The sequence below is a fragment of the Paenibacillus sp. NPDC058071 genome (assembly GCF_042885235.1).
Taxonomy (GTDB): Bacteria; Bacillota; Bacilli; order Paenibacillales; family Paenibacillaceae; genus Pristimantibacillus.
The window spans coordinates 40,900-63,103 of sequence record NZ_JBHVSK010000025.1; the positions used below are offsets into that span (position 1 = coordinate 40,900).

The window sequence follows — 22,204 nt, forward strand, 5'->3', positions numbered from 1 at the left end:
ATGATGCGGATCGGGGTTTTTGCATCTCATCGCCGGTCCTGTTTCAACAAAAGGGGAAAACTGTTATGCAATCATCCGTTTCGTCTGTTTCATCCGCTCTGCGGTCGTCCAATTCTGGAAAAATGGCTTTTTGGCTCGTCGTATTGGGAGCGGCTCTATGGGGCGTCGATCCCGTATTCCGCATTATTTTGCTCGATTCGCTGACGTCTACGCAAATTGTATTGCTGGAGCATGTCATTTTATTTATGGCCGCAGCGCCGGTATTGTGGAAAAACCGCGCTGAGCTGCGGAGCGTCGGACTTCGCCAGGTTGGCGCGCTGCTGTTCGTCTCGTGGGGAGGATCTGCGCTGGCGACCATTTTGTTTACGGTCGCTTTATCGAACGGCAATCCAAACGCGGTGCTTCTGCTGCAAAAGCTGCAGCCGCTGTTCGCCATCGTCCTGGCCAGAGTCATGCTGAAGGAATTGCTGCCTCGTCGTATTGGCTCGTTGTTGCTGCTGGCATTGGCGGGCACGTACTTGCTGACCTTTGGCTTCTCGTTTCCGTTCAGTCATGTCGATGATTTAATGCAACTGGGCAGCCTGTTGTCGCTCGGTGCGGCGCTGCTATGGGGCGGCTCGACCGTCATGGGCCGCTATCTGCTCGGCTCGATGAAGTACGAAACGGTCACTTCGCTCCGCTTTGTGCTGGCGCTGCCGCTGCTGCTCGTTATTACCGCTTCCGAAGGCGCCGTCTGGCAATTGCCGGAGGGGACCGGAGCGCAGTTTGCCGTTCTGATCAATCTGCTGCTGCAGGCGCTGCTGCCGGGGCTGCTCAGCTTGCTTTTATATTACAAAGGACTGAGTAAAATAAAAGCGTCTTATGCGACACTCGCCGAACTCAGCTTTCCGATGGTCGGCGTACTGTTGAACTGGCTGGCGTTTGGCTCGATCGTAACTGGAGCGCAGCTGCTTGGCTTCCTGCTCATTTGGACGACGCTGTTCACGATATCGCGCCAGCAGGACCGGCTTTGATGTTCGCTCGGACGGCGGCTAGAAAGAGCCGTTTCGTCACAATTCATTCCCTTTTAGTGTGATTCCAATCACAATAGCGTTCGCCTCGCTCTAGGTATACTTGATGTATTCCATAGACAAGAGAGGCGAATCGCAATGCTAAACGAACAAACAATAGCTGTTATAAAATCGACCGTTCCGGTTCTCGAGGCGCACGGTACGACCATCACCAAAGTATTCTACGAGACGATGTTCGCCGATTATCCGGAGTTGCTTCATATATTCAACCATGCTAATCAAAAGCAGGGACGGCAGCAAACCGCTCTAGCGAATACTGTGCTTGCCGCAGCCCAGCATATCGATCGGCTGGAGGCGATTTTGCCGGTCGTCAAACAAATTGCACATAAGCACCGCAGCTTGGGCGTTAAAGCGGAACACTATCCGATTGTTGGCCAATATTTGCTAAAGGCGATCAAGGATGTATTGGGCGAAGCAGCGACTGATTCGATCCTGCAGGCTTGGGGCGAAGCGTATGGCGTTATCGCCGACGTCTTTATTGGCGTCGAGGCTGAGATGTATGAGAAAGCAGCGGAGCAAGCCGGAGGCTGGGCGGAATTTAGACCTTTTGTCGTGAGGCGGAAAGTGAAGGAAAGCAGCGTCATTACCTCCTTCTATTTGGAGCCAAAGGACGGCAAAGCGCTGGCAAACTTTGAGCCGGGGCAATATATCAGTTTGAAATTCAATATTCCTGGTGAGCGCTACGGACATATTCGCCAGTACAGCTTATCGGATGGACCAGGTAAAACACAATACCGCATTTCCGTTAAAAAGGAAGATGCGCAAGGCGGTCGGCCTGCGGGCAAAGTGTCGGTCTATTTGCACGAACAAGTGCAAGAAGGAGACGAGTTGCTCGTCTCGGCGCCTGCGGGCGCATTTACGCTCGAACGAAATGATCGTCGTCCGGCCGTCTTCATAAGCGGCGGCGTCGGATTAACGCCGATGGTCAGCATGCTGCAAGCCTCGGCGGAGCTTACGCCTGATCGTCCAGCCGTCTTTATCCATGCGACGAATAACGGAGAAACGCATGCGCTTCGAACCGAGGTTGAAGCATTAGCCGCCCGCCATCCGCAGCTGACGGCGTACTGGGTCTATGGCAATCCGACTGCCGAAGACCGTAAGGCAGGACAATTCCAGAAGGAAGGCTATCTCGATCATCCGTGGCTGCTAAGCGTCATTCCGACTCGCGACGCAAGCTTCTATTTCTGCGGCCCGCTTCCATTTATGAAAACAGTAAAAGAAGCTTTGCTTGCCGGCGGAGCAGCGGAAGACGATTTGCATTATGAATTTTTTGGTCCATCCGCCGCTCTTTGAGCGCGCAGCAGCCGATTGACCGTCTCGCGGCGCAAGCCGACAAATTGTCCAATCTCATCCTGAGTCAATATATCCGTCAATTCGTCTGAGCCGATGTAACGTTTGAACCAAAGCTGTGTTTTAACCAGTCGATCGGCGGGCGAAAGCTCGGTTAGTTGATCGATTCTCGCCTGCATCATGCGAAGCTTATCTTGCAGCAGAAGCGCAATTTGGCGGTAAGCGTCCTCCTGCTTCAGTTGGCTATACCAGTCTGCGGCAGGAATCATGTCGACGTCGCTTGTTATCAAAGCGATGGCCGTCCCGTAATAGGGCGACGGGCTGATCAAGGAGTGATGAGGGATTGTCTCGCCAGGTGTAATGATGTTAACGAGTAGAGGGCTGCCGTCCTGATGTACGCGGATGATTTTAAGCAAACCGCTGTTTAGCCGAAAGAGCGAGCCTGATTCTCCTTGACGGAACAGCGTCTCTCCTTTATGCAGTATCATTTCATGAATCTCCTTAAATGAACTTGGCTGCCTGCGTCTGCATGGCGGTCTTTTTTTGTAAACAGCAATTATGAACGGAAATAGGCTGATGTGACTCGCTTATTATACCACGTCGGGGTCAAGCAAAATGGTTGTTTATCCACAGCAGGCTCTCCGCTAGATTCATAACATAAAGGAAGGCAGGGCCAAGTCCCGGGCATTGCCGTTCATCGGCTGGCTTGGTGCAGGCTAACCAACAAAGAGCATCGGAGGGAACCATGAGCAAGGTCGCCTTCATTACAGGAATTACAGGCCAAGACGGCATGTATCTGGCCGAACTGCTGCTGGATAAAGGATATACCGTACACGGGCTGAGACGACGCAGCTCGCTGGCGAATACCGGCAGAATCGATCGATTGGTCGAGCGGGCTAATACCGGCGGACAGCAAAGATTGACGCTCCACTACGGTGACTTGACCGATTCGACGAATTTAATCCGGTTGGTGCAAGCGATACAGCCGGACGAGATTTACAACCTGGCTGCGATGAGCCACGTTCACGTCAGCTTCGATACGCCGGAGTATACGGCGAATGCGGACGGCATCGGCACGCTGCGGCTGCTGGAAGCGGTACGCCTGCTTGGCTTGTCCGGCAAGACGAGGCTGTACCAGGCTTCGACGTCGGAGCTTTACGGCTTGGTGCAAGCGGTGCCGCAAAGCGAAACGACGCCGTTTTATCCGCGCAGCCCTTATGCGGTGGCGAAGCTGTATGGCTATTGGATCACAGTCAATTATCGGGAAGCGTACGGCATATATGCGTGCAACGGCATTTTATTTAACCATGAGAGTCCGGTGCGAGGCGAAACGTTCGTAACGCGGAAAATTACGCGCGCAGTTGCCCGTATCGCCAACGGGCTGCAGGACACGCTGCCATTAGGCAATTTGTCGGCTAAGCGGGATTGGGGCCATGCGCGCGATTATGTGGACGCGATGTGGCGTATCCTGCAGCAGGACGAAGCGGAGGATTACGTTATTGCGACCGGACAGACGACGGAGGTGCGGGAATTTGTCCGTATGGCGTTTGCCGAGGCTGGCATCCAAGTGGACTTTGCAGACGAAGGGGAACGTGAATACGGTTATGTAACCGCAAGCGACAGATCCGAAGTGGGACCGGGACGAAAAGTGGTTGAGGTAGACCGCAGATTTTACCGTCCATCCGAGGTAGACTTGCTGCTTGGCGACCCGACAAAGGCGAGGACAAAGCTGGGCTGGGAGCCTGCGACCGGCTTGGCGGAGCTTGTGCGGGAGATGGTGGCATCCGATCTGGAGGAAACGAGGAAAATTGTAGAGCTGCGCAAGCTCGGCTTTGAAGCGAGTCTTGACGTCGAATGAGAAAAGGCCGTATCGCCGAAATATAAGGCGATGCGGTCTTTTCGTTATGGTGCAGACGGCTCGTCGTCGAGCAGGCCGACTTCTTTGCAAAGCTCGACCAATTGATGAATGCCGGATAACTGGTTGCGGTTGCGGACATTTATTGTAACGAGAGCGTCCTCCGCAAGTTTTTTTGCCTTTTCTAATTGATAATGCTGGGCGGCCTGCACGATCTCTTTCATATTGTCCAAGTAATAAACCGTTCGGCGCAGCGTACGGATGAGCAGTATTTGCCGTATATGCATGGGAGTAAAAAAACGGTAGCCGTTATCAGGATCGCGCTCGGGCGCAAGCAGTCCTTCCTTCTCCCAATGGCGGATCGCCGACGGCAGCACATCGGTTAATTTGGCGGCTTCGCCGATTGACATGCGCGGCTTCAGCCGTTTGTTCGGAACGACTGGAAGCTCGGGGTCCTGCAGCAGCTTGAGTGTTTCGGACGCAACCGTTTTTTCATGCTGCAAATCCGCTTGTTCTTTGTTGACCAGCCAGAATGCATCATCAATCCGGCCATGTTGAATATGAACGAGCACTTTGCAGGCAAACGCGATGCCGAAGCCGGGAAACATCGCCCTCAAGCAGCGGAAATAGGCCAAATGAACGGACGTGTACAGCCGATAGCCATTGTATGCACGCTCCGGAGCGGGAACGACTCCCCAAGACTCGTAATGCCGCAGCGCGCTTGTGCTGATATGAAGTTTCTTCGCGATTTCGATCGGTTTATAGTAGCGCAACAGTGTCAGCCTCTCCCGTAATAAGTAAAATCACTATATCAAAACCGTGCGAGCTTAGGCAACTTTCATCCAAGACTATAAAGTCCAACGCTAACCTTATCATAGGTAAATAAAGATTAAAAATACATAAACCTTATCACTTGCATGAATGTTGTATGATAAGCATTACAGTACGCGTACAGGTACCATAATCAAATGGATCAACTAAAATGAAGGAGGCTTTCTATGATTGATTTTATTCGAATACGAGGCGCCAGGGAAAATAATTTGAAGCGGGTTTCGCTTGATATTCCGAAGGGCAAGCTTGTTGTCGTTACCGGCCCGTCCGGCTCCGGCAAATCGACGCTGGCGATGGATATTTTACAAAGGGAGTGCCAGCGGCAGTATATGGAGTCGAGCGGTCAATCGGCGGAGGCGATCGAGAAGCCGAAGGTCGATTCCATCGAGGGACTGTCGCCATCCATCGCCGTCGGCCAGCACGTCACCAACCGCAATCCGCGTTCCACGGTCGGCACGGTTACCGATATGTATACCTATTTGCGGCTTGTTTTTCAGAAAAAAGGGCAGCGCCGCTGCGAGCGATGCGATCACGCCGTTCCAGAGGCTAATGCGGACGACAACGAGACGGTCGATTGTCCGGCTTGCGGGCATTTCAATAAAAGGCTGACCCAATCCGATTTCTCCTTCAACACGCCGAACGGCGCTTGCCGGACCTGCAGCGGACTCGGAACGGTCGTCGAGATCGACAAACATGCCGTATTCGATAGGGAGAAAAGCGTCAGAGAAGGTGCCGTTCGTTTCTGGAACGGCATGTTAATCGACTATCAAGCCGCTATTTTGGAGCAGGCTGGCAAGCATTACGGAATCCCGTTTGACGATCGGCAGGCGCTCAAGGACTATAATGAAGCGCAATGGGATTTGCTGCTGCACGGGGTGGAAAGCGAAGCGTTCTCGCGCCACTTTCCGGAGATTCCGCCGCCAAAAACGGTAAGCAAAGGGAAATTCGAAGGGGTGCTGAGCGGGATGTGGCGGCGTTACCGGGAGAAGGAAGGCCAGTCTGGCGAGGCAGGCTACTTTCTGTCTCAGTCCTGTTCCGACTGCGGAGGCGAGCGGCTGAAGAAGGAAAGCCGCTTGACGACGGTTGAAGGCGCAACGCTGCCGCAGCTTTCTATCCTGTCGCTCGAGGAGTTGGAGCAATGGATAAATCGCGTCGCTGATCGATACCGCCGGGACGGCGACGAGCTGTTGGAAACGGTGCTGCATGATTTGCGCACGAAAGTGACACGGATCGTCAATGTTGGTCTCGGATATTTATCGCTGGACCGCAACGCCGTGACTCTCTCCGGCGGAGAGGCGCAGAGGCTGCGCTTGGCCACTATTCTCGGATCTGGGCTGACCGGCGTGCTCTACTTACTGGACGAACCGACGTCGGGTCTTCATCCGAAGGATACCGACGGCCTCGTACAAGTGATGAAGCAGCTGCGCGACCTCGGCAATACGGTGCTTGTTATCGAGCATGATAAGACGGTAATCGCGCAAGCCGATCACGTAATCGACGTCGGCCCGGGGGCCGGCCGCTTCGGCGGAGAAATCGTCGGCCAAGGAACGCTGGAGGAGCTGCGGAGCCAGCCGCGATCGGTGACCGGATATTATATGAGCGAGCCGGCAGGCATGCAATCCACGCTTCGGAATGGCAATGGCTATAGGATTACGGTTAAGGGAGCTGAACTTCACAACTTGAGACGGGTGACCGCTTCATTCCCGTTGGGCTGTCTGGTTTCGGTGTCCGGTGTATCCGGCTCCGGCAAGTCGACGCTTGTGTTCGATTTGCTTGCCGCAGCGGCGACGGGAAGCGCGAAGAACAGCGTTAGAGGCTGCCACTCGATTGAAGGGATGGAGAACGTCGACAGCATCATTACGGTTGATCAATCGCCGTTATCGCGCATGCAGCGCTCCAGCGTCTCGACCTACATTGATTTATATACGCTTCTCCGTAAATTGTACGCGTCGCTTCCAGCTGCGAAAGCGGCGAGTTTGAAGGAAAACAGCTTTTCCTTCAATACGGCGGGCGGCCGGTGCGACCGCTGCGAGGGGCTGGGACAAGTGTCGGTTGACATGCATTTTCTGTCTCATCTGCAGGTCGTTTGTCCCGAATGCCGGGGCAAGCGCTTTAAGCCGGAGGTGTTGGCCGTCAAATATGAAGGCTATTCGATATCGGATGTGCTCGAACTCGGCATTGAGGAGAGCCTGACGCTGTTCAGCAAGCACAAAAAAATGGCCCGGCTGCTTGGACTGCTGTGCGAGGTCGGCCTCGGCTACTTGCAATGGGGCCAATCGGTGACGACGCTGTCCGGCGGAGAGGGACAGCGGCTGAAGCTGGCGAGGGAGCTGAGCAAACCCGCCGCCGGGCATACACTGTATTTGCTGGACGAGCCGTCGACCGGCTTGCATACGCAGGATGTACGCAATTTGCTCGTCCTGTTGAACAAACTAGTCGATGCCGGTCACACCGTCGTTATGGTGGAGCACAACACCGATCTGATCGGCGCTTCCGATTATTGCATTGATATGGGGCCGGGCGGCGGAACCGCCGGTGGCGAGATCATCGCGTGCGGCACCCCGTTCGAGCTTGCGAGTTCGAAAGACTCGGTGACCGGACAGTTTTTGGAGCTGTCTCACGGATAGACGACGTTCGTTCGCGCGACTAAAGAAAGCGATCCGGCCCGTGTGAACAACAATGTGAACGAGAAGAAGCTCCTGTCCCCTTGAGTTGAGGGAGCAGGAGCTTCTTGTTTTGCGTCTTCGCTGCTGCGTTGCCGTGCGGCAGGCGTCAGAGGTCTTGAAGACGCTCTTTGATTTTGGAGGCGATATACGCAATGTCGGCCTCGGACAGCCCGCCGTAAGTCGGAACATTGAAGCCTTGGGCGGCGATGCGGTTTGCGACGGGATAGTCGCCGTATTCCCGGCCTTCCAAGTATGGCGGCAAAATATGCATCGGGTAGAAGAAGGGGCGCGTTTCGATGCCGTCTTCCTTGAGCAGCGCCATCATCCGGTCGCGCGCCGCTTCGTTCGCGTCCTCCAGAATGACGCTGAACATCCAGTACACATTTTTGGCAAAGTCTCGCTGCACCGGCAGCCCGATGCCGTCGATCCCTTGCAAATGCTCGCGATAATGGGAGGCGACCCGAATGCGTTCGCCGATATGCCAATCTATGTTCTCCAGTTGCGCGCAGCCGACAGCTGCCTGCATGTTCGTCATCCGGTAATTGTAGCCGATGACCGGAAACCAATATTTTTTAATCGGATCGATGCCTTGGCCGCGCAGCGTGCGCAGCGTTTGGGCAAGCTCTTCGTCGTCGGTCGTAATCATGCCGCCTTCGCCGGTCGTAATAATTTTGTTGCCGAACAGACTGAATGTTGCGCAATGAGCGAGCGAACCCGTTTTTTTGCCTCTATACTCGGCTCCAAGCGCTTCGGCGGCGTCTTCTATGACGAACAAAGCGTGTTTCCGGGCAATCTCGTTAATAGTCTCCATATCGGCCGGATGGCCGTACAGGTGAACGGGGACAATGCCTTTCGTTCGCGGAGTAATCAAAGACTCAACATGTGCGGGGCTCAAATTCCACGTATCGGGCTCGCAATCCGCGAACACCGGCTTCGCGCCGCAGTAGACGACTGCGTTCGCCGTCGCGATGAAGGTCAGCGTCGGGACGATCACCTCGTCGCCGGGGCCGACGCCGTGAGCCAGAAGCGCCAGATGAAGCGCGGTCGTTCCGTTGCTGCAAGAGATGGCATACCGCGTGCCGCAGTAAGCCGCGAACGCTTCCTCGAAAGCGGTAATATATTTGCCGGTGGAGGAGATCCACGTCGAATCGATGCAATCCATTACATATTTTTTCTCGTTGCCGTTCAAGACAGGTACGGCAACGGGATAAAATTTGCCTTCCATACCAAACCTTCTCCCTCCGTAATGCGCTTGTTGCTGCTTGCTTTAAGCTTGAATGCGTTTGATGATCGCCGGGACGCCGACGGCGAGCGCCCGGTCCGGAATGTGGCGGATGATGACCGCGCCCGCTCCAATCATGCAATCGGAGCCGATCCGCATGCCGTCGATCACCTTCGCTCCGGTGCCGAGGAAGCTTCTTTCGCCGACGAAAACGCTGCCTGACAAAGCACAGCCGGGCGCAATGTGCGCGGCTTCTCCGATCGTCGTATCATGATCGACTGTCGCCCCCGTATTAATAATCGAATAAGAGCCGATTGTCGCTGCTGGCTGGACAATGGCGCCGGCCATGATCGCGACGCCCCGTCCGAGTGAGGCGCTCGGGGAAACGTAAGCGTGCGGGCTGACGGCATTAACGAGCTCGAAGCCGATCGCTTCGGCTTTCTTGGCAAGCTGCATGCGCCGCGCGTTGTTGCCGATCGCAATAAAGGCGTGGTGAACGCCTTGCTCAAGCAGGCGCGACAGTTCGTCGTCGCCGCCGATAACCGGCAGTCCGAGCACTGCCAAGTCCCGCCCTTGCCCGAGGCACCCGACGAGCTCGACGCTCGCATCGGCTCTCAGCACGTCGACCACGACTTTGGCATGGCCGCCGGCTCCTACGATGACCGTACGGCGCGGAACGGAATCGTCCATCCCAATCGACTCCTTCAGCGATTGATAGAATAGCGGTTATAGAAACGCGGTTACTTTACTATATTCGCGGGGTGTTGAAATGCTTCAAAAAAGAGTAGACAGCCGTCTAAATTCTGAAATATGGTTGCAATCCCTATGCGGGAGGGGCAAATGCCGTTGCTTTTTCAAACCGTGACAATACTCTAACTATGAAGAAGACGGATTGGAGGCTCGGTATGAAACGAAAAAGAAATCGCAGACGAAGCTCCGTAAAACGAGGCCGGAAACCGCGCGCGCTGCGCCGCAGAAGAAAGCGTGGCAAGTCGCGCAGCCTGTCAGCGAGACGCGGCAAAGGACGCAAAAGAGGACGCAAGGGCAAACGCCGTCGTCTAGCTCGCGTCCGGCGGCGCGGACGATTCGATAATAGTCCGGATGCGGAGGCGCTCCGAGAAGGCAACAAGCAATTTCGAACGAGGCTCGCGCCCGGCGGCCGAATTCTCGATTGGTTTCGCGAAGCGTTCCAGCTTGATACGGACGCATTCCTTTGGGAAATGTACCGGCAAACGCTGCAAAGAGAGCCGGATATAGAAGGCTTTGCCGCTCATAAGCAGCGTCTCGGCTCCGGTACGCCGAAGATCGTCGTCACCGCTGCTTTTATCGACAACTCGGAAGCGGAGAAGTTATATGGGAAAGCGCCTGGCGGCGATGCCGATACGGCGGCTCATGTCTTCCAGCAGCTTTATAAAGCCAATGATTTGGAGTTCGTTCACGGCGCGCACGCTCATCTGCTCGGGCGGGAACCGGAAGGAGCCAAAGTGGGCGAGTACGTCGAATCGCTGCGGCAGGGACTGCCTCGCAATGTGTTTATCGCCCGGTTGCTCGTCAGCGAGGAAGCGCAAAGACTGATTAGCGGCAGCGGCCTTCCGGCTGCAGCTCCGGTCGATCCGGCAACGGTCGCCTCCCGCAACATCGGCATTTTTCTCTGCTTCGGTTCCAAAATATCGATGGACGGCGAAGGAATAGGGCGGTTTATCGTCAGACTCTCGGAAGGGCTGCTATCACTGGATCGGGGTTACTTGCTCCATATCGCGACTACCGATGCAAATGCAGCAGAAACGGCTGCCATTTTCAGCGGATTGACCGAAACATTCAAGGGCCGGGTGCGCATTTATCACTCCGACAGCATGGAGACGATCAACCGGATCGTTCCGGCGCACGTATGGATCGTGCCTTACGTCGGCATGGCGCTGGCGCAATATTTGGCAAAACCGACAATTGTCTGCTTGCATGATCTTGTTTATATGCATTTCCCTGACCTGTATGCCGGCAATCAAGCGCACTATCAGTATATCCACGGAATCGCACAAAAGGTAACGGCGAGCGCGGCAGCAGTCGTGTTCGACTCAGAGTTTACCCGCAACCACGAAGGCTTGCGCTTTTTGTCTTTGCCAGCCCATAAGACGGCGGTCATTCGGTTCGCGGCGCCGCATGAGGAATACGCTTCATTCGGCGTGATCGGGGAGGACCGGTTCCGCGCGAGCTATAACCTATACGGCCCGTATATTACGTTCCCTTCCGTTATTCGCCTGCACAAAAACCACGACCGGCTTATCGATGCCTTTCATCGTTTCCGCTTGACGGCAACGGGGGCTGCCTCCGGCTTGAAGCTCGTTTTTACCGACGAAATAGCGCTTCGACCGCGGCAAAATGAAATTATCGCGGCGCTGAATGGGATTGCAGACCCGGCCATCCGCTCGTCGATTCTGTTTCTTGGCCGCATTTCCTCGTCGCACTTGCCGTCCTTATACAAATATGCCAGCGGAACCGTTGTGCCGACCTTGTTCGAAGGCAGCTGCCCGTTCCCTATTTTAGAGTCGCTGCTAATGGACACGCCCGTCGCTTACGGACGGCTTGAAGTCGTGAACGAAGTCATCGTCGACCCGAGCAGCTTCGCTACCTTCGATCCGACCAATTCGATCGAGATGGCGGAGGCGATTCGTCTGCTGTGGCTTCAGGGCAAAGGAGCCGCTCCGCAGCAGAAGGCCGCACTCGGCGACATTTTGAATCGGAGCTGGCTCTTTGTAGCTAACGATTATGCCGCTTTAATCGATCGTATCGCGGCCGGTTAATAAATGCGCTTCGCGTAGTATCGATAATACGTTTCCCGCATGACGGCCACGTACGCGGCGGCAATATCGTCCCAAGTTTGAGTTGGATCGTGAATGCCTTGAATGGCTGACAGTTTGTAATCATCATAATTCGTGAACAGTTCATCAAGGGCGTCCGCGATCGAGTCTGGGTTATGCGGGTCGAACCAGGCGATTTTAGCACTGTGTCTGGACAGATGCTCCCGCATGACCGGGATATCGGAGCACAGAACCGGCGTCCCGAGACGAAGCGCTTCTTCGACTGGATAGCTGCCGCCCCCTTCCGACAGGCTGGGCATGATGAGCGCCTTGGCGTTTTTAATTAATGCCGGAATATCCTGATCGGATACGAAACCGAGCGGGAACACGTCGGCGCCAACGCGGAGACCGGTGGAATTCATCGTCGAGGCCAGTGTAGGAATCCAACTGTGTTCGGACGAGAAGTTCGGGAAAGGCATGCGCAGCAGATCGGTTAAATATCCGGTTAACACTAACGGATATTTTTTTCTTTCTTTGAAGCGGGACAGGCCGAGCAGCAGGTTGTTGTGGTTTTTGTGCGGCGACGTATTCGACGGATAGATGATGTAGTCTTCCGGGATGGCGGCTGCGATCGCATGCGACACTTGGTTAGAGAACGTATGGGCGATCGGCGTAATCGCATGCGGAATGACGAAAGCGTTCGCGTTGCGGGGGCCGAAGTGGGCAATCAGCCGATTTTTGACATGCTGTGACGAAACGGCGACGGCTGTAACGTGTTCCAGCCACGATTGGGACAGCGTCCAGTGCAGCTTAAGCTGCGGACCGTCGATGAAAGGCGGAACAAAATCGAAGAAGGTCGTATCGTGAAACGTGCAAAGCGTCGGCCGGTCGATTGGACGGTATAGCTGCGTATGCGGCCAGAAATAATAGACGACGTCCACGTTAGCCAGCAAATAAGAGGCATTGGGATGGTCGATGAACGAGTCGTGAAACACGACGCTCACATTCGGGATCGAATTGAGCTCGTTGGCGTTGCGGAGCAGCGATTGCGAACCGACAACAAGCCGGATATGCTCGACGCCCGGCTGGCGCGCCATCGCTCGGGTCAAGTTATGGAGCAGCCGCATTCCTCCGCCGATGGAGAAGTTGACCGTCCAGATCAAAATTCGCATGAGCTTGCCTCCTGAGTAGTAGCGTTTTAGATACCGGAAAGGGATAAAACCTGCTTCAATTTGTTCATGTTCACGATCAGGTTGTCGGAGCCTAAAACCGCTTTGGGCGGCTGCTCGACCTCACACAGAATTTCATGATAGTGAACGCCCGCATGCCCGCACAGCTTCCAGAAATAGTTGTCGGCCAGGTTGTTTGGCGACAGCTCGAATAGCGATGCGCCCGGCTCGCAGAAGGCGACATTGGCGCTGCCGCTGCCGTAAGGGGCGACAATGATTCGCGCGGCGGAGAAAATAGACACTTTTTGCTCGGTCGTCAGCGGAGTCAACAAAATTTTGCGGAAGCCTTTGGCCGACAAATACTGCAGCACTTCGTCCTCGTTGACGACGAATCTTGCGGCGGCGTCCTGCCGGGTAATGTAGATGCGTTCGTAACCTTCCGCCTTCGGGATGGACTGCTCATGCTTTAACTTGGCCGTAATATAGCGGGAAGCCCAAGGCGGACATTTTCCAACCATAACAGGCACCGCCGGTACGACCAGTTGTTCCGCTATAAGATGAAAGTCGAGCCGTTCGACTTCAATCAGCTTCTCCTGCGGAATGCCGAGCATTTGGAGCGATTCATATTGAAACGGATGCTCCAGCTTGCCGATCAAGTAATAATCGATGGGGATACCGCTTCGCTCAAGCAGATGGAAGCGGGGCAAAATATCGAAAAACCAATGGCCGAAAACGTTATGCGTCCGGCTTCCCGGTATGTTCCAGCCCCATAGCACGGTTGCAACCGTTTTGTCCGTATATACCGGATCCGGCAGCTTGGCGTTCGTGAAAAAGGGGCAATCGTATTCAACGTCGCGTACCCTCTTGTTGTCCGGTGTAATAACGTAACAATTGCTCGTCGCTACTCTTCCTTTCGGAATAATAGCGGCGTAAGCTTCTTCGAAGCCGCATATTTGGGCCCATCTCGGCGGATCGATGCCGCGGATGCCCGGCAGCGTCACAATTTCCGCTGGATAGACCGGTTTGTAAAACTGAGGCAGCACGGATGGAGGAAAAGTCGCTTTTGCCCAATCGATCAGCTTTTCGTGAAACTCGTTCGGTACGGTGTACATGGCGGTCAACTCCAGTTATTTGAATAGTGCGCCCTCACATCGTCCTGCCGCTCGATCAGATAGCTTAACGACGCCGGACAGCCTTTCGGAAAGAGTACGCCCAGTCCGTTGGAGTGAGCGAATTCAAGACGGGGGTAATCGCGCAGCTGCTCCCATAGCTTATAAACGCCAAAATCCGACATTCGCACCATGATGTCGTGGAACAAAATAACGCCGCCTTCGGCTACTTTAGGCAGCCATGTCTGCAGATCGTGCAGGACCGCTTCATAAGTATGGAAGCCGTCGATATGAAGCACATCGACAGAGCCGTCGGCAAAAAGCGGAAGCGCCTGATCGAAGGTGCCCCGGAGCAAATGGCCGATGCCGCTAAAGATCCGGTTATTGAACAGTTGAACGTTTAAAAACACAGAGTCGTCATAGGCGCCGGTATGCCCGTCCCCGAACCATGTGTCCACAGCGAAGCATTTGGTGTTCAAGGCGCCGTCCTTGACAGCCTGGCAGAAGCTGAAAAAGGACGTTCCGTATAAGGTGCCAAGCTCAGTCACCACTCGCGGTTTCATATTGCGGACAAGGTCGTAAGCGAATCGGCGGTGGCCGGACCAGGCTCCGTTTTGCATAAACTCAATCGGCAGCTCATGCGCGCGGTCGGCGGAGAAATAAGGGTCGTAATACTTCCAGTTCATCGGGCTAGCCTCCTTTATTAAGCGCACGGTTATCGTATTCTATGTAACCGAAGGCTGATAGGATAGGGCAATTGAGCCTTGTAAATATGCACATTTCTTCCTGAAACGGCCGTACAAATGCCGTTGCGAGACGATTGGGGGCACATACTATGTCATAGTAAATCATTCCATAGAACTAGATACGGGGTGAATCGATGAAAACCAATAGGAATGGCGTCCGGCGGTCGCGGCAGACGATTCGAGGCAGCGGCCGCAAGCGGCGCGGCAGGCCCGGGAAAGGGAAAAGCCGCGCCATTGGCCGGACGTCGGCCGCCTGGCGGTACGGAAGAGCCGCCGCGGAGCAGGGCGAGAGGAGAGCGGATCAGAGCGAGCAGCAGTTTGTTCAGGAGAAATGGCTGGCTTTCTCGGGACGCTCCGGTGCTCGCACCGGGAGTTATAAAGAACGAATGTCCGCTTACTTGTCGGGATACTTTTCGGTTACCGGCAGTAAGCCGCCGGATTGGCTGCTGCTGCCGGCCACAGGCACAGTCGCCGCCGTCGTTATGGCAAAGAACGAGGAGCAATCGATCGAAGCCGTTATCGCGCAATTGGAGCGGATGCCGCTCCACGAGATCGTCGTTGTCATTAACGGCAGCACGGATCAAAGCTTAAGCAGAGCACGGACGAGCGAGAGAGCCGTCTTGCTTCACTATAGCAGCGCGCTTGGGCATGACGTCGGCCGCGCGATAGGAGCCAGGGCAACGGTCTCCGACATCGTCTTGTTTCTCGACGCCGATATTCCGATTGCCGCTGAGAAGCTGCTGCCGTTTATCGAAAAGGCAGCGAACGGCGCGGATGTTGTTCTGAACGATCTGAGTCCTTATATCGGCTTGTTCGGGAGCCGTGACGAAGTAACGATGTTGAAGGAGTTTTTAAATCGTTCTGTAGGGCGCGAGGATTTGTCCGCCAATTCGCTGACAGCAGTGCCTCACGCGCTTACCCGTCATGCCATTCAAACGATCGGGGCGGCGAGCTTGGCGGTACCGCCAAAAGCGCAAGCAATGGCCGTTAAGGGAGGGCTGCGCGTCGTCTCGGGAAGCAGCGTCGACGTCATTGGACCAAATCGGGTGCGGCGATCCAATACAGGAACGGGCAACGCTATGGTTCAATTGATTGTTGGCGATCATCTCGAAGCGTTGGATTGGGCGATGGGCAAGCAGCGTCCGAGATTGCAATACGAGGACCATCACCGGAAAAGGAGCGTGCCATGAACGGGGCGACCGGTTTGACAAGCATTATCATTCCTACCTATAACGGTTTGTCTTGGCTGCGGGAAGCTGTAGCGTCAATTTCCCGCTGCACGCCCGAGCCGCATGAGATCATCGTTGTAGACAACGGCTCGACGGACGGGACGCTGTCATTTTTACAGGAGCAGAACATAACGTTCGTCTCACATCCGGGGAATACCGGTTTCCCAACGGCCTGCAACTGGGGATTGCGCATGGCTAGAGGCGACTACTTGCTGCTGTTGAACGACGATGTGCTGGTAACCGACCATTGGCTGGGCGGCATGCTGGATGCGTTCGCGAAAGATCCGGAGATCGGCATTGTCGGCCCGCTGTCCAATTACGTGAGCGGCAGGCAGCAGGTCGATATGCCGAGCAGCTATACGGATACGGCGGCATCGATACGCAAAGCGGCGCTGGGGCAGGTGGAATACGTCAATCGTGTGATCGGCTTTTGTATGCTGATTTCACGCCGGTTGCTGGATCGGATCGGTCTGCTTGACGAGCAGTTTTCACCAGGACACTTTGAAGACGACGACTACTGTTACAGGGCAAGAGCAGCGGGCTTCCGCATTGCAATTGCGAAGGACGTATTCATCTATCACGACGGCAGCGCCAGCTTTAAACGCGAACCAGGAGCGGTCGATCAACTGCTGGCTCGCAATCGGCAATTGTTCGTCAGCAAATGGGGCGTAGATCCTCATCTATTTATATAATCGCCGCCATGCGGCTGGGAGGGGAAACGGATGAGAGCAAGCGTTAGAAATGGAAAGCAAAGGAGCAGGCGGCGCAAACGGGCGGGTAAAAGAATTGTCCGGACCCGCAAAAGAAGCGGAGGAGCGACAGCGCAGAGCGGACCGCATCCGTACGACGAAGGGTACGACAGCGGGCATACGGCCGGGTACGGAAAAGGTTTTGAGAACGGAATACAGAAAGGAAGCGTCAAAGAAAGCAGCGCCAAGCTTCAGGAGGAGAGCTATCAAACGGGCTATCGGAAAGGTGAGACGGAAGGCAGATATGAAGGCGGCGAAGCGATCGTCGACCGGCTGATGCCTCCATATGGGATTATGCCCGACACCTCATTGGAAGAGATTATAGCGGCAGGCATAGCGGCGAACAGCGGCAGAGTGGTGACGGTTATGTCTCCTGAGCAGGTTGCAGATCGGATAAACGGATCACTGACTCGCGGATTGCCTTTATCGGTCGTGAGGCTAGGCGACGGCGAGCTGCTAACGCTGGCGCAGGAGACGGTCATGCCGATCGAAATCGTCAGACAGCAAGGAAGCTTTCTGCCGTACGCAGGGGTCGAGGTACCAAATCTCGCAATACGCGACCAACTGCGCGAGGCAGTCAAGCAAGCCGATATTGTCGGCATTCCTATGCTGCGGCAGCCTAACTATCTGCTGCTTGCCGGCTCTGTTCTGCATGCCCACGGCATCGATATTCGAAGCCGCGTCTTTACCGATTCCCTTATTAATTACGGACTCTATAAAGGCGGTTTGTTGAAGCCGCTTTTGCAAGGCAGACGAGTACTCCTGGTTGGCAATAAAGCGGATCAACTGGCCGCCGTCCTTACGAACGCAGGCATAGTGGTTACCGGCATCGTAATGCCGGTGAATGGCGTTCAGGATGCGGATAGAGCGGTACAGGAGGCGCAAGGCCATGATTTCGATATCGCTCTCGTCTCTGCAGGCGTAGCGGCGGTGTTGATTGCCGAGAAGCTGGCGAGAACGACCGGCAAGGTGGCCATCGATTTCGGTCATATGGCCGACGCCATTGCAAAGGGAGAAGCGCCGCTGTAGTACATTATGTAGAGGCTCGCCCGGCATGGGCGAGCCTGTTTTAGAGCAGTCGCTTAAACCGGAACGGTTCCGATTGCTGCGGACAGCGAGCCGTAAGTGACGCTAGCGGTAAGTCCGATGGCGATAACGATGCCGGAAACGACAACTTCCACCGAGTAGATATGCGTGCCTGCGGTTAGCGTGCCGTTGTAATAAGAGACGGGAATCGTACGAGTCAGATCGAACGCGCCAAGGAGAGTAATCGCGAGAAGATCGGAGCTTTCCGTCGTTGCTACGATTACGCCGTCTTGAAGCAGGTTTACGGTAATCGTAGGGTTAAGGGCGGCGAGCAGCAAGGCCGTGCTCGATATCGTAACGGTAACAGCCCCCGTCACGATAACCTGATTCGATAAGGCCGTAACCGGTACGGCGATGGCGACGACCGGAACGGATGTGCCTGCAGTCGGAATGCTGATCGGAACGGTCGCTTGCGCGCCAGTGGCGTAAGATCCTGGACCGGCAGGGCCGGTTGCGCCCGTAGGACCGGTAGCACCTGTCAGACCAGTAGCGCCTGTCGGTCCAGTAGGACCGGTAGCGCCCGTCAGACCGGTAAGGCCTGTAAGGCCGGTTAATCCTGTTTCACCCATGAGAAAATCTACTCCTTTCAATTGATATAGTAAAGTATATGCCGGTAGTTTCAGAGAGCAACGGTAGTTGTCACGATGGGTCCATTTTTTGTGAAAATAGACTTGTCTGCTTGTCTATCCAGCTTATTCGAGCCTCGGCGCCGCCGAACAAGGGCGTAGATATTTGCCTTAATTATGAATGTCGCAGTCGATTCGTCCATTAGCTTCTCTCTATTAAAGCATACGATGCTCATATGGCATTTCTATTGCTAGGCATCGTTCATAGAGGAGGCGACCCGATTGACAATAATAACGACAATTCAAGAGGCCGAAGCTTTGTTTCGAGGTGAACCGCGATGAAAGCCGTCATTATGGCCGGAGGGAAAGGAACGCGGTTCTGGCCCCGAAGCACCGAAGAGAAGCCGAAGCAGTTTTTGCAGCTGGCTTCCGATCGCGCGACGATGCTGCAGCAAACGTATGAGCGATTTCGCAGTTGTCTGGCCGAAGAGGATATTTATGTGGCGGTGAGCGAAAATTATTTGCCCCTTGTACGCGAGCAACTGCCGACCTTGAAAGCCGGCCAGCTGATGATTGAGCCGGATCAGCGGGACACCGCTCCGTGTGTCGCGCTCGCGGCGAGCTTTTTATTGAATAGAGGAATCGACGAGGTTATCGTGACGGCGCCTTCCGACCAATTTATTCCGGAGACGGCGCAGTTGATGGAGGCGCTCCGGGCAGCCGAGAGCGTCGCAGAGGAAGACGAAACCGTTGTGACGCTTGGCATTGTGCCGACCCGTGCGGAGACCGGCTTCGGTTATATCGCCGCAAGCGAGCAGGTGCGTGCGGAGCGGTACGGCCACCTTATTAAGGAGGTCAAGGCGTTTATTGAGAAGCCGACGAAAGAAAAAGCGGAGCAACTGATCCAAGATTCCAACATATATTGGAACAGCGGCATTTTTATATGGAAGCCTTCGACCATAGCAGCGTATATGCGGCGTTATCAGCCTCAGCTGTGGTCCGTATTTCAGTCGTCGGGCGACGCGTTAAAGCAAGCTTATCGGCAGCTGCCGAAGCAGTCCGTTGATTATGCGATTATCGAGAAGGTGGAGAAGCTTTATACCGTTCCGATCGCATTTTTATGGGACGATGTCGGAACATGGACGTCGCTTGAACGTATTTTCGACACGGACGGCGAAGGCAATTTGCTGTTCGGCTCCGTCTATCCGCACGGCGTTCGCCGCAGTATTGTCTATTCGGAAAATCAGCGGATCGTCGTCATCGGCGTCGAGGATTTAATCGTCGTCTCGACCGAACACGGCTTGCTCATTTGTCCGAAAAGCGAAGAGCAGAAAGTGAAGGAAGCTATTGCAGCCTTGAATTCCGATCAGGAGGATCGCAAGGGATGAGAGCGTTAATTACAGGGATATCCGGTTTCGTCGGCAGCCATCTAGCGGAATATATGCTAAGCCGAAAAATCGAAGTGGCCGGTACTGTCCGCAGCGGCAGCCCGCTTCAGCATATCGAGCATGTGCAGCCGGACATACGCCTGTACGAATGCGACTTAACCGATGCTCCGGCAGTGGAGCAAACGATTTCCGCAGCGCAGCCGGACTTGATTTTCCATCTGGCGGCGCAAAGCTTCGTTCCGGCGTCATGGTCTGCCCCGATGGAAACGATTCATAATAATGTGGCCGGCCAAATTCATTTGCTGGAAGCGATCAGAAAGCAGGGTCTCGCATGCAAAGTGCTGATCGCGTGCTCTAGCGAGGAATACGGGCAGGTGGAAGAGCATGAGGTGCCGATCAAGGAAACGAATCCGCTGCGTCCACTTAGTCCTTATGCGATAAGCAAAATCGCGCAAAATTATCTCGGCTACCAATATTATCGCAATTACGGCATTCATACCGTCTGTACCCGGACGTTTAATCATACCGGTCCGCGCAGAGGCGAGCAATTCGTCACCTCCAATTTTGCGAAGCAAATTGTTGAGATTGAGAGGGGCTGGAAACCGCCCGTCTTGTTCGTGGGCAATTTGGAAGCGCAGCGGGATTTCGTCGACGTGCGCGATGTCGTGCGCGCATACGATTTGGCGCTCGACCGGTGCGTTCCCGGCGAAGTCTACAACGTCGCGTCGGGGAAAGGGCGAACGATCCGCGAAGTATTGAATACGCTGCTCGGCTTGAGCGCCGTTTCTATCGAAATTCAGGAGGATCCAGCCAGACTTAGGCCGTCGGATGTCAAAGCGCTTGTCGGCGATTATTCTAAGTTTCATGCGGTGACGGGCTGGCAGCCTGAAATACCGTTTGAGCAGACGATGAAAGATTTATTGAATTATTGGCGCGTCAAGCTGCCGCAGTAGCGACTGCGGGCAGCAAATGAACGAAGGGTTGAATCGAAGGCTCTTGCCGCGGACGGCGGGCCTTGCGTTGCAACCCTTCAACGTTTTATAACAACGAGAGCGATTGCAGTCGGCTGCGCATCATCCGTCCAGAAACGGCGGGCGAGAAGCTCTCCCGTATCGTGCGCATGCCGTTTGCCGCAATCGCCTGCCGCCAGGCGCGGTCAGAGACAAGCCGGCGCATGTAGTCGGCGGCATGCCGGACGTCGGCTTCCGCCCAAGTCTGATAGCCTTTGTACGGCCCCCAATCCTGCCCAACCTTCACAAGCCTGTAGTCTACCGGGCAGGAATTTCCAGTGGTCATAAAGTCGGTGTTGCCGGACCAGCCGGTGCCGATAACCGGCTTGCCGAGATACATTGCTTCGGCGAGTCCAAGGCCGAAGCCCTCCGCCCGGTGCAGTGAGACGAAGCAATCGACACATTGCAGCAGCGAATAGACCTCGTTTCTCGACATCGCTTTATCGATCAGGTAAATGTGGTCGCGTTCCGCGGCCAACTGGCGAAGTGGAGCGGAGTCTTGCGGGCGGAAGTCGCCGTTGTTAAGCTTGATGACCAGACCGACGTCTGGATGGTGCTTTTCGAATGCAAGCCGGAACGCATCCACTGCGGCTTGCGGGTTTTTGCGCAGAGCGGAGCTTTGAGCATCGTACATAACTAGAAATAGAAAACGTTCCTGGGGGAGGCCGAAATCGGTTCGGCTAGCCGGGATGAGCGGCGGGACGGCGACGCCGTGAGGGATGGTCAGAACCGGAAGCGACGTTTTGCGAGCAATCGCTTCGGCAGTGAAAGTGCTGCAAGTCCATATCTCTTGAACAAGCTCAAAAGAAGGACTGAACTCATCCGGGAAGTCGGGCAGCTCCCAATGCCAATAGCCGATATTGTAACGGTCTTTCGTTAAGTCGCTCCCGAAATGGCCGATAGCCGAGCTCATGAAATCGGCGTTGATGTGAAAGACATTGGCCGGGTAGATCGGCGTTTGAATTTCCTTGTGCGACCAACTGGCGTCCGACATTCGCTCGGACACTCTGATCGGGTAGTCGAGCATGCCGAACGGGATGCCGGCCGCTTCAGCCGACCGCGCAGCCAGTCTTGCCGATTCCCCGATCCCCATCTCAGCGTATATAAATCCGATAATATTGATGCCTTTGTCCGGCGGAGGGCTTGGCATAGGCGGGGGCTCAGGAGCGGAAAGTCGCTTTTTCCCGCGTGCCCGGAATCTCCGCCTTCGCCTCGAACGCTGCTTAGATCGTTTTCTGCGATTACGCGCTCGCTTCGGCCGCGCATAGGAACGTCTGGCGCGCGGTCGCCTCCGCGGCTTACGCCGTCTGGTTGGCTTATGCAATCGTTATTCAGTCCTCTCTGCCAGGAGCGAATAGTGGTTTGATTTTATCGTATTCAGCGGAGTCAACCTGCAAACGGGCTTCTGCCCGAATGGCCCGTA

At 55.0% G+C, this 22,204-nt stretch carries 19 protein-coding genes; 10 read left to right on the forward strand and 9 right to left on the reverse strand.

Going from position 1 to position 22,204, the window contains the following annotated elements:
* Positions 1–65: 65 nt before the first annotated feature.
* Positions 66–1,013, forward strand: coding sequence for an EamA family transporter (locus ACFVTB_RS26355; RefSeq protein ID WP_387756149.1), 948 nt, complete (start codon positions 66–68; stop codon positions 1,011–1,013).
* 135 nt (positions 1,014–1,148) lie between these two features.
* Positions 1,149–2,363 (forward strand): NO-inducible flavohemoprotein, encoded by a 1,215-nt coding sequence (hmpA, locus tag ACFVTB_RS26360; protein ID WP_387756151.1) that lies wholly within the window; start codon positions 1,149–1,151, stop codon positions 2,361–2,363.
* Here the strand turns inward: hmpA and ACFVTB_RS26365 are convergent.
* Complete coding sequence (locus ACFVTB_RS26365; RefSeq protein WP_387756153.1) at positions 2,330–2,848, reverse strand: Crp/Fnr family transcriptional regulator; 519 nt, start codon at positions 2,846–2,848, stop codon at positions 2,330–2,332. The two genes, hmpA and ACFVTB_RS26365, sit on opposite strands and share 34 nt — an antisense overlap.
* A gap of 257 nt (positions 2,849–3,105) precedes the next feature.
* On the opposite strand from ACFVTB_RS26365, the gene gmd reads away from it, so the two are divergent.
* Entirely contained in the window at positions 3,106–4,218 is a 1,113-nt protein-coding gene (gene gmd / locus ACFVTB_RS26370; RefSeq protein WP_387756155.1) for a GDP-mannose 4,6-dehydratase, read from the forward strand.
* Between the two features lie 44 nt (positions 4,219–4,262).
* Here the strand turns inward: gmd and ACFVTB_RS26375 are convergent, their stop codons facing one another.
* Entirely contained in the window at positions 4,263–4,988 is a 726-nt protein-coding gene (locus ACFVTB_RS26375; RefSeq protein WP_387756157.1) for a TioE family transcriptional regulator, read from the reverse strand.
* Positions 4,989–5,213: 225 nt separating this feature from the next.
* On the opposite strand from ACFVTB_RS26375, the gene ACFVTB_RS26380 reads away from it, so the two are divergent.
* A complete protein-coding gene (locus tag ACFVTB_RS26380) occupies positions 5,214–7,673 on the forward strand; it encodes an ATP-binding cassette domain-containing protein (RefSeq protein WP_387756159.1) in 2,460 nt (819 codons plus the stop codon).
* A 145-nt stretch (positions 7,674–7,818) separates the two neighbouring features.
* Here the strand turns inward: ACFVTB_RS26380 and ACFVTB_RS26385 are convergent, their stop codons facing one another.
* A complete protein-coding gene (locus tag ACFVTB_RS26385) occupies positions 7,819–8,937 on the reverse strand; it encodes a DegT/DnrJ/EryC1/StrS family aminotransferase (protein WP_387756161.1) in 1,119 nt (372 codons plus the stop codon).
* Between the two features lie 42 nt (positions 8,938–8,979).
* Entirely contained in the window at positions 8,980–9,624 is a 645-nt protein-coding gene (locus tag ACFVTB_RS26390; RefSeq protein WP_387756163.1) for an acetyltransferase, read from the reverse strand.
* Positions 9,625–9,839: 215 nt separating this feature from the next.
* Here ACFVTB_RS26390 and ACFVTB_RS26395 point away from each other — a divergent pair, with 215 nt between their 5' ends.
* A complete protein-coding gene (locus ACFVTB_RS26395) occupies positions 9,840–11,732 on the forward strand; it encodes a glycosyltransferase (protein ID WP_387756165.1) in 1,893 nt (630 codons plus the stop codon).
* Here the strand turns inward: ACFVTB_RS26395 and ACFVTB_RS26400 are convergent.
* Genes ACFVTB_RS26400 through ACFVTB_RS26410 form a run of 3 tightly spaced genes read right to left on the reverse strand, consistent with a single transcriptional unit; the run spans position 11,729 to position 14,693 of the window.
* Positions 11,729–12,901, reverse strand: coding sequence for a glycosyltransferase family 4 protein (locus tag ACFVTB_RS26400; RefSeq protein ID WP_387756167.1), 1,173 nt, complete (start codon positions 12,899–12,901; stop codon positions 11,729–11,731). The genes ACFVTB_RS26395 and ACFVTB_RS26400 overlap by 4 nt on opposite strands.
* Positions 12,902–12,927: 26 nt before the next feature.
* Complete coding sequence (locus tag ACFVTB_RS26405) at positions 12,928–14,010, reverse strand: glycosyltransferase family 61 protein (protein WP_387756169.1); 1,083 nt, start codon at positions 14,008–14,010, stop codon at positions 12,928–12,930.
* Positions 14,011–14,015: 5 nt separating this feature from the next.
* Positions 14,016–14,693 carry a class I SAM-dependent methyltransferase gene (locus ACFVTB_RS26410; protein WP_387756171.1) on the reverse strand — a complete coding sequence of 226 codons (678 nt, stop codon included), beginning with the start codon at positions 14,691–14,693 and terminating at the stop codon, positions 14,016–14,018.
* A 194-nt stretch (positions 14,694–14,887) separates the two neighbouring features.
* Between ACFVTB_RS26410 and ACFVTB_RS26415 the strand changes: the two genes are divergently transcribed.
* The 3 genes from ACFVTB_RS26415 to ACFVTB_RS26425 are packed head-to-tail and all read left to right on the forward strand — an operon-like array spanning position 14,888 to position 17,760.
* Positions 14,888–15,943: a glycosyltransferase family 2 protein gene (locus ACFVTB_RS26415; protein WP_387756173.1), complete on the forward strand. Its 1,056-nt coding sequence runs from the start codon at positions 14,888–14,890 to the stop codon at positions 15,941–15,943.
* Positions 15,940–16,674, forward strand: coding sequence for a glycosyltransferase family 2 protein (locus ACFVTB_RS26420; protein ID WP_387756175.1), 735 nt, complete (start codon positions 15,940–15,942; stop codon positions 16,672–16,674). Before ACFVTB_RS26415 ends, ACFVTB_RS26420 begins: the two co-directional genes overlap by 4 nt.
* Positions 16,675–16,704: 30 nt before the next feature.
* A complete protein-coding gene (locus ACFVTB_RS26425) occupies positions 16,705–17,760 on the forward strand; it encodes a GT-D fold domain-containing protein (protein ID WP_387756176.1) in 1,056 nt (351 codons plus the stop codon).
* 53 nt (positions 17,761–17,813) lie between these two features.
* Here the strand turns inward: ACFVTB_RS26425 and ACFVTB_RS26430 are convergent, their stop codons facing one another.
* A complete protein-coding gene (locus ACFVTB_RS26430) occupies positions 17,814–18,386 on the reverse strand; it encodes a hypothetical protein (protein WP_387756178.1) in 573 nt (190 codons plus the stop codon).
* A 335-nt stretch (positions 18,387–18,721) separates the two neighbouring features.
* Between ACFVTB_RS26430 and ACFVTB_RS26435 the strand changes: the two genes are divergently transcribed.
* On the forward strand, positions 18,722–19,771 hold the full coding sequence (locus tag ACFVTB_RS26435; RefSeq protein ID WP_387756180.1) for a mannose-1-phosphate guanylyltransferase: 1,050 nt from the start codon (positions 18,722–18,724) through the stop codon (positions 19,769–19,771).
* A complete protein-coding gene (locus ACFVTB_RS26440) occupies positions 19,768–20,724 on the forward strand; it encodes a GDP-mannose 4,6-dehydratase (protein WP_387756181.1) in 957 nt (318 codons plus the stop codon). Before ACFVTB_RS26435 ends, ACFVTB_RS26440 begins: the two co-directional genes overlap by 4 nt.
* An 85-nt stretch (positions 20,725–20,809) precedes the next feature.
* On the opposite strand, the gene ACFVTB_RS26445 is transcribed toward ACFVTB_RS26440, so the two are convergent.
* Positions 20,810–21,931 carry a glycosyltransferase family 4 protein gene (locus tag ACFVTB_RS26445; RefSeq protein WP_387756183.1) on the reverse strand — a complete coding sequence of 374 codons (1,122 nt, stop codon included), beginning with the start codon at positions 21,929–21,931 and terminating at the stop codon, positions 20,810–20,812.
* Positions 21,932–22,204: the final 273 nt, after the last annotated feature.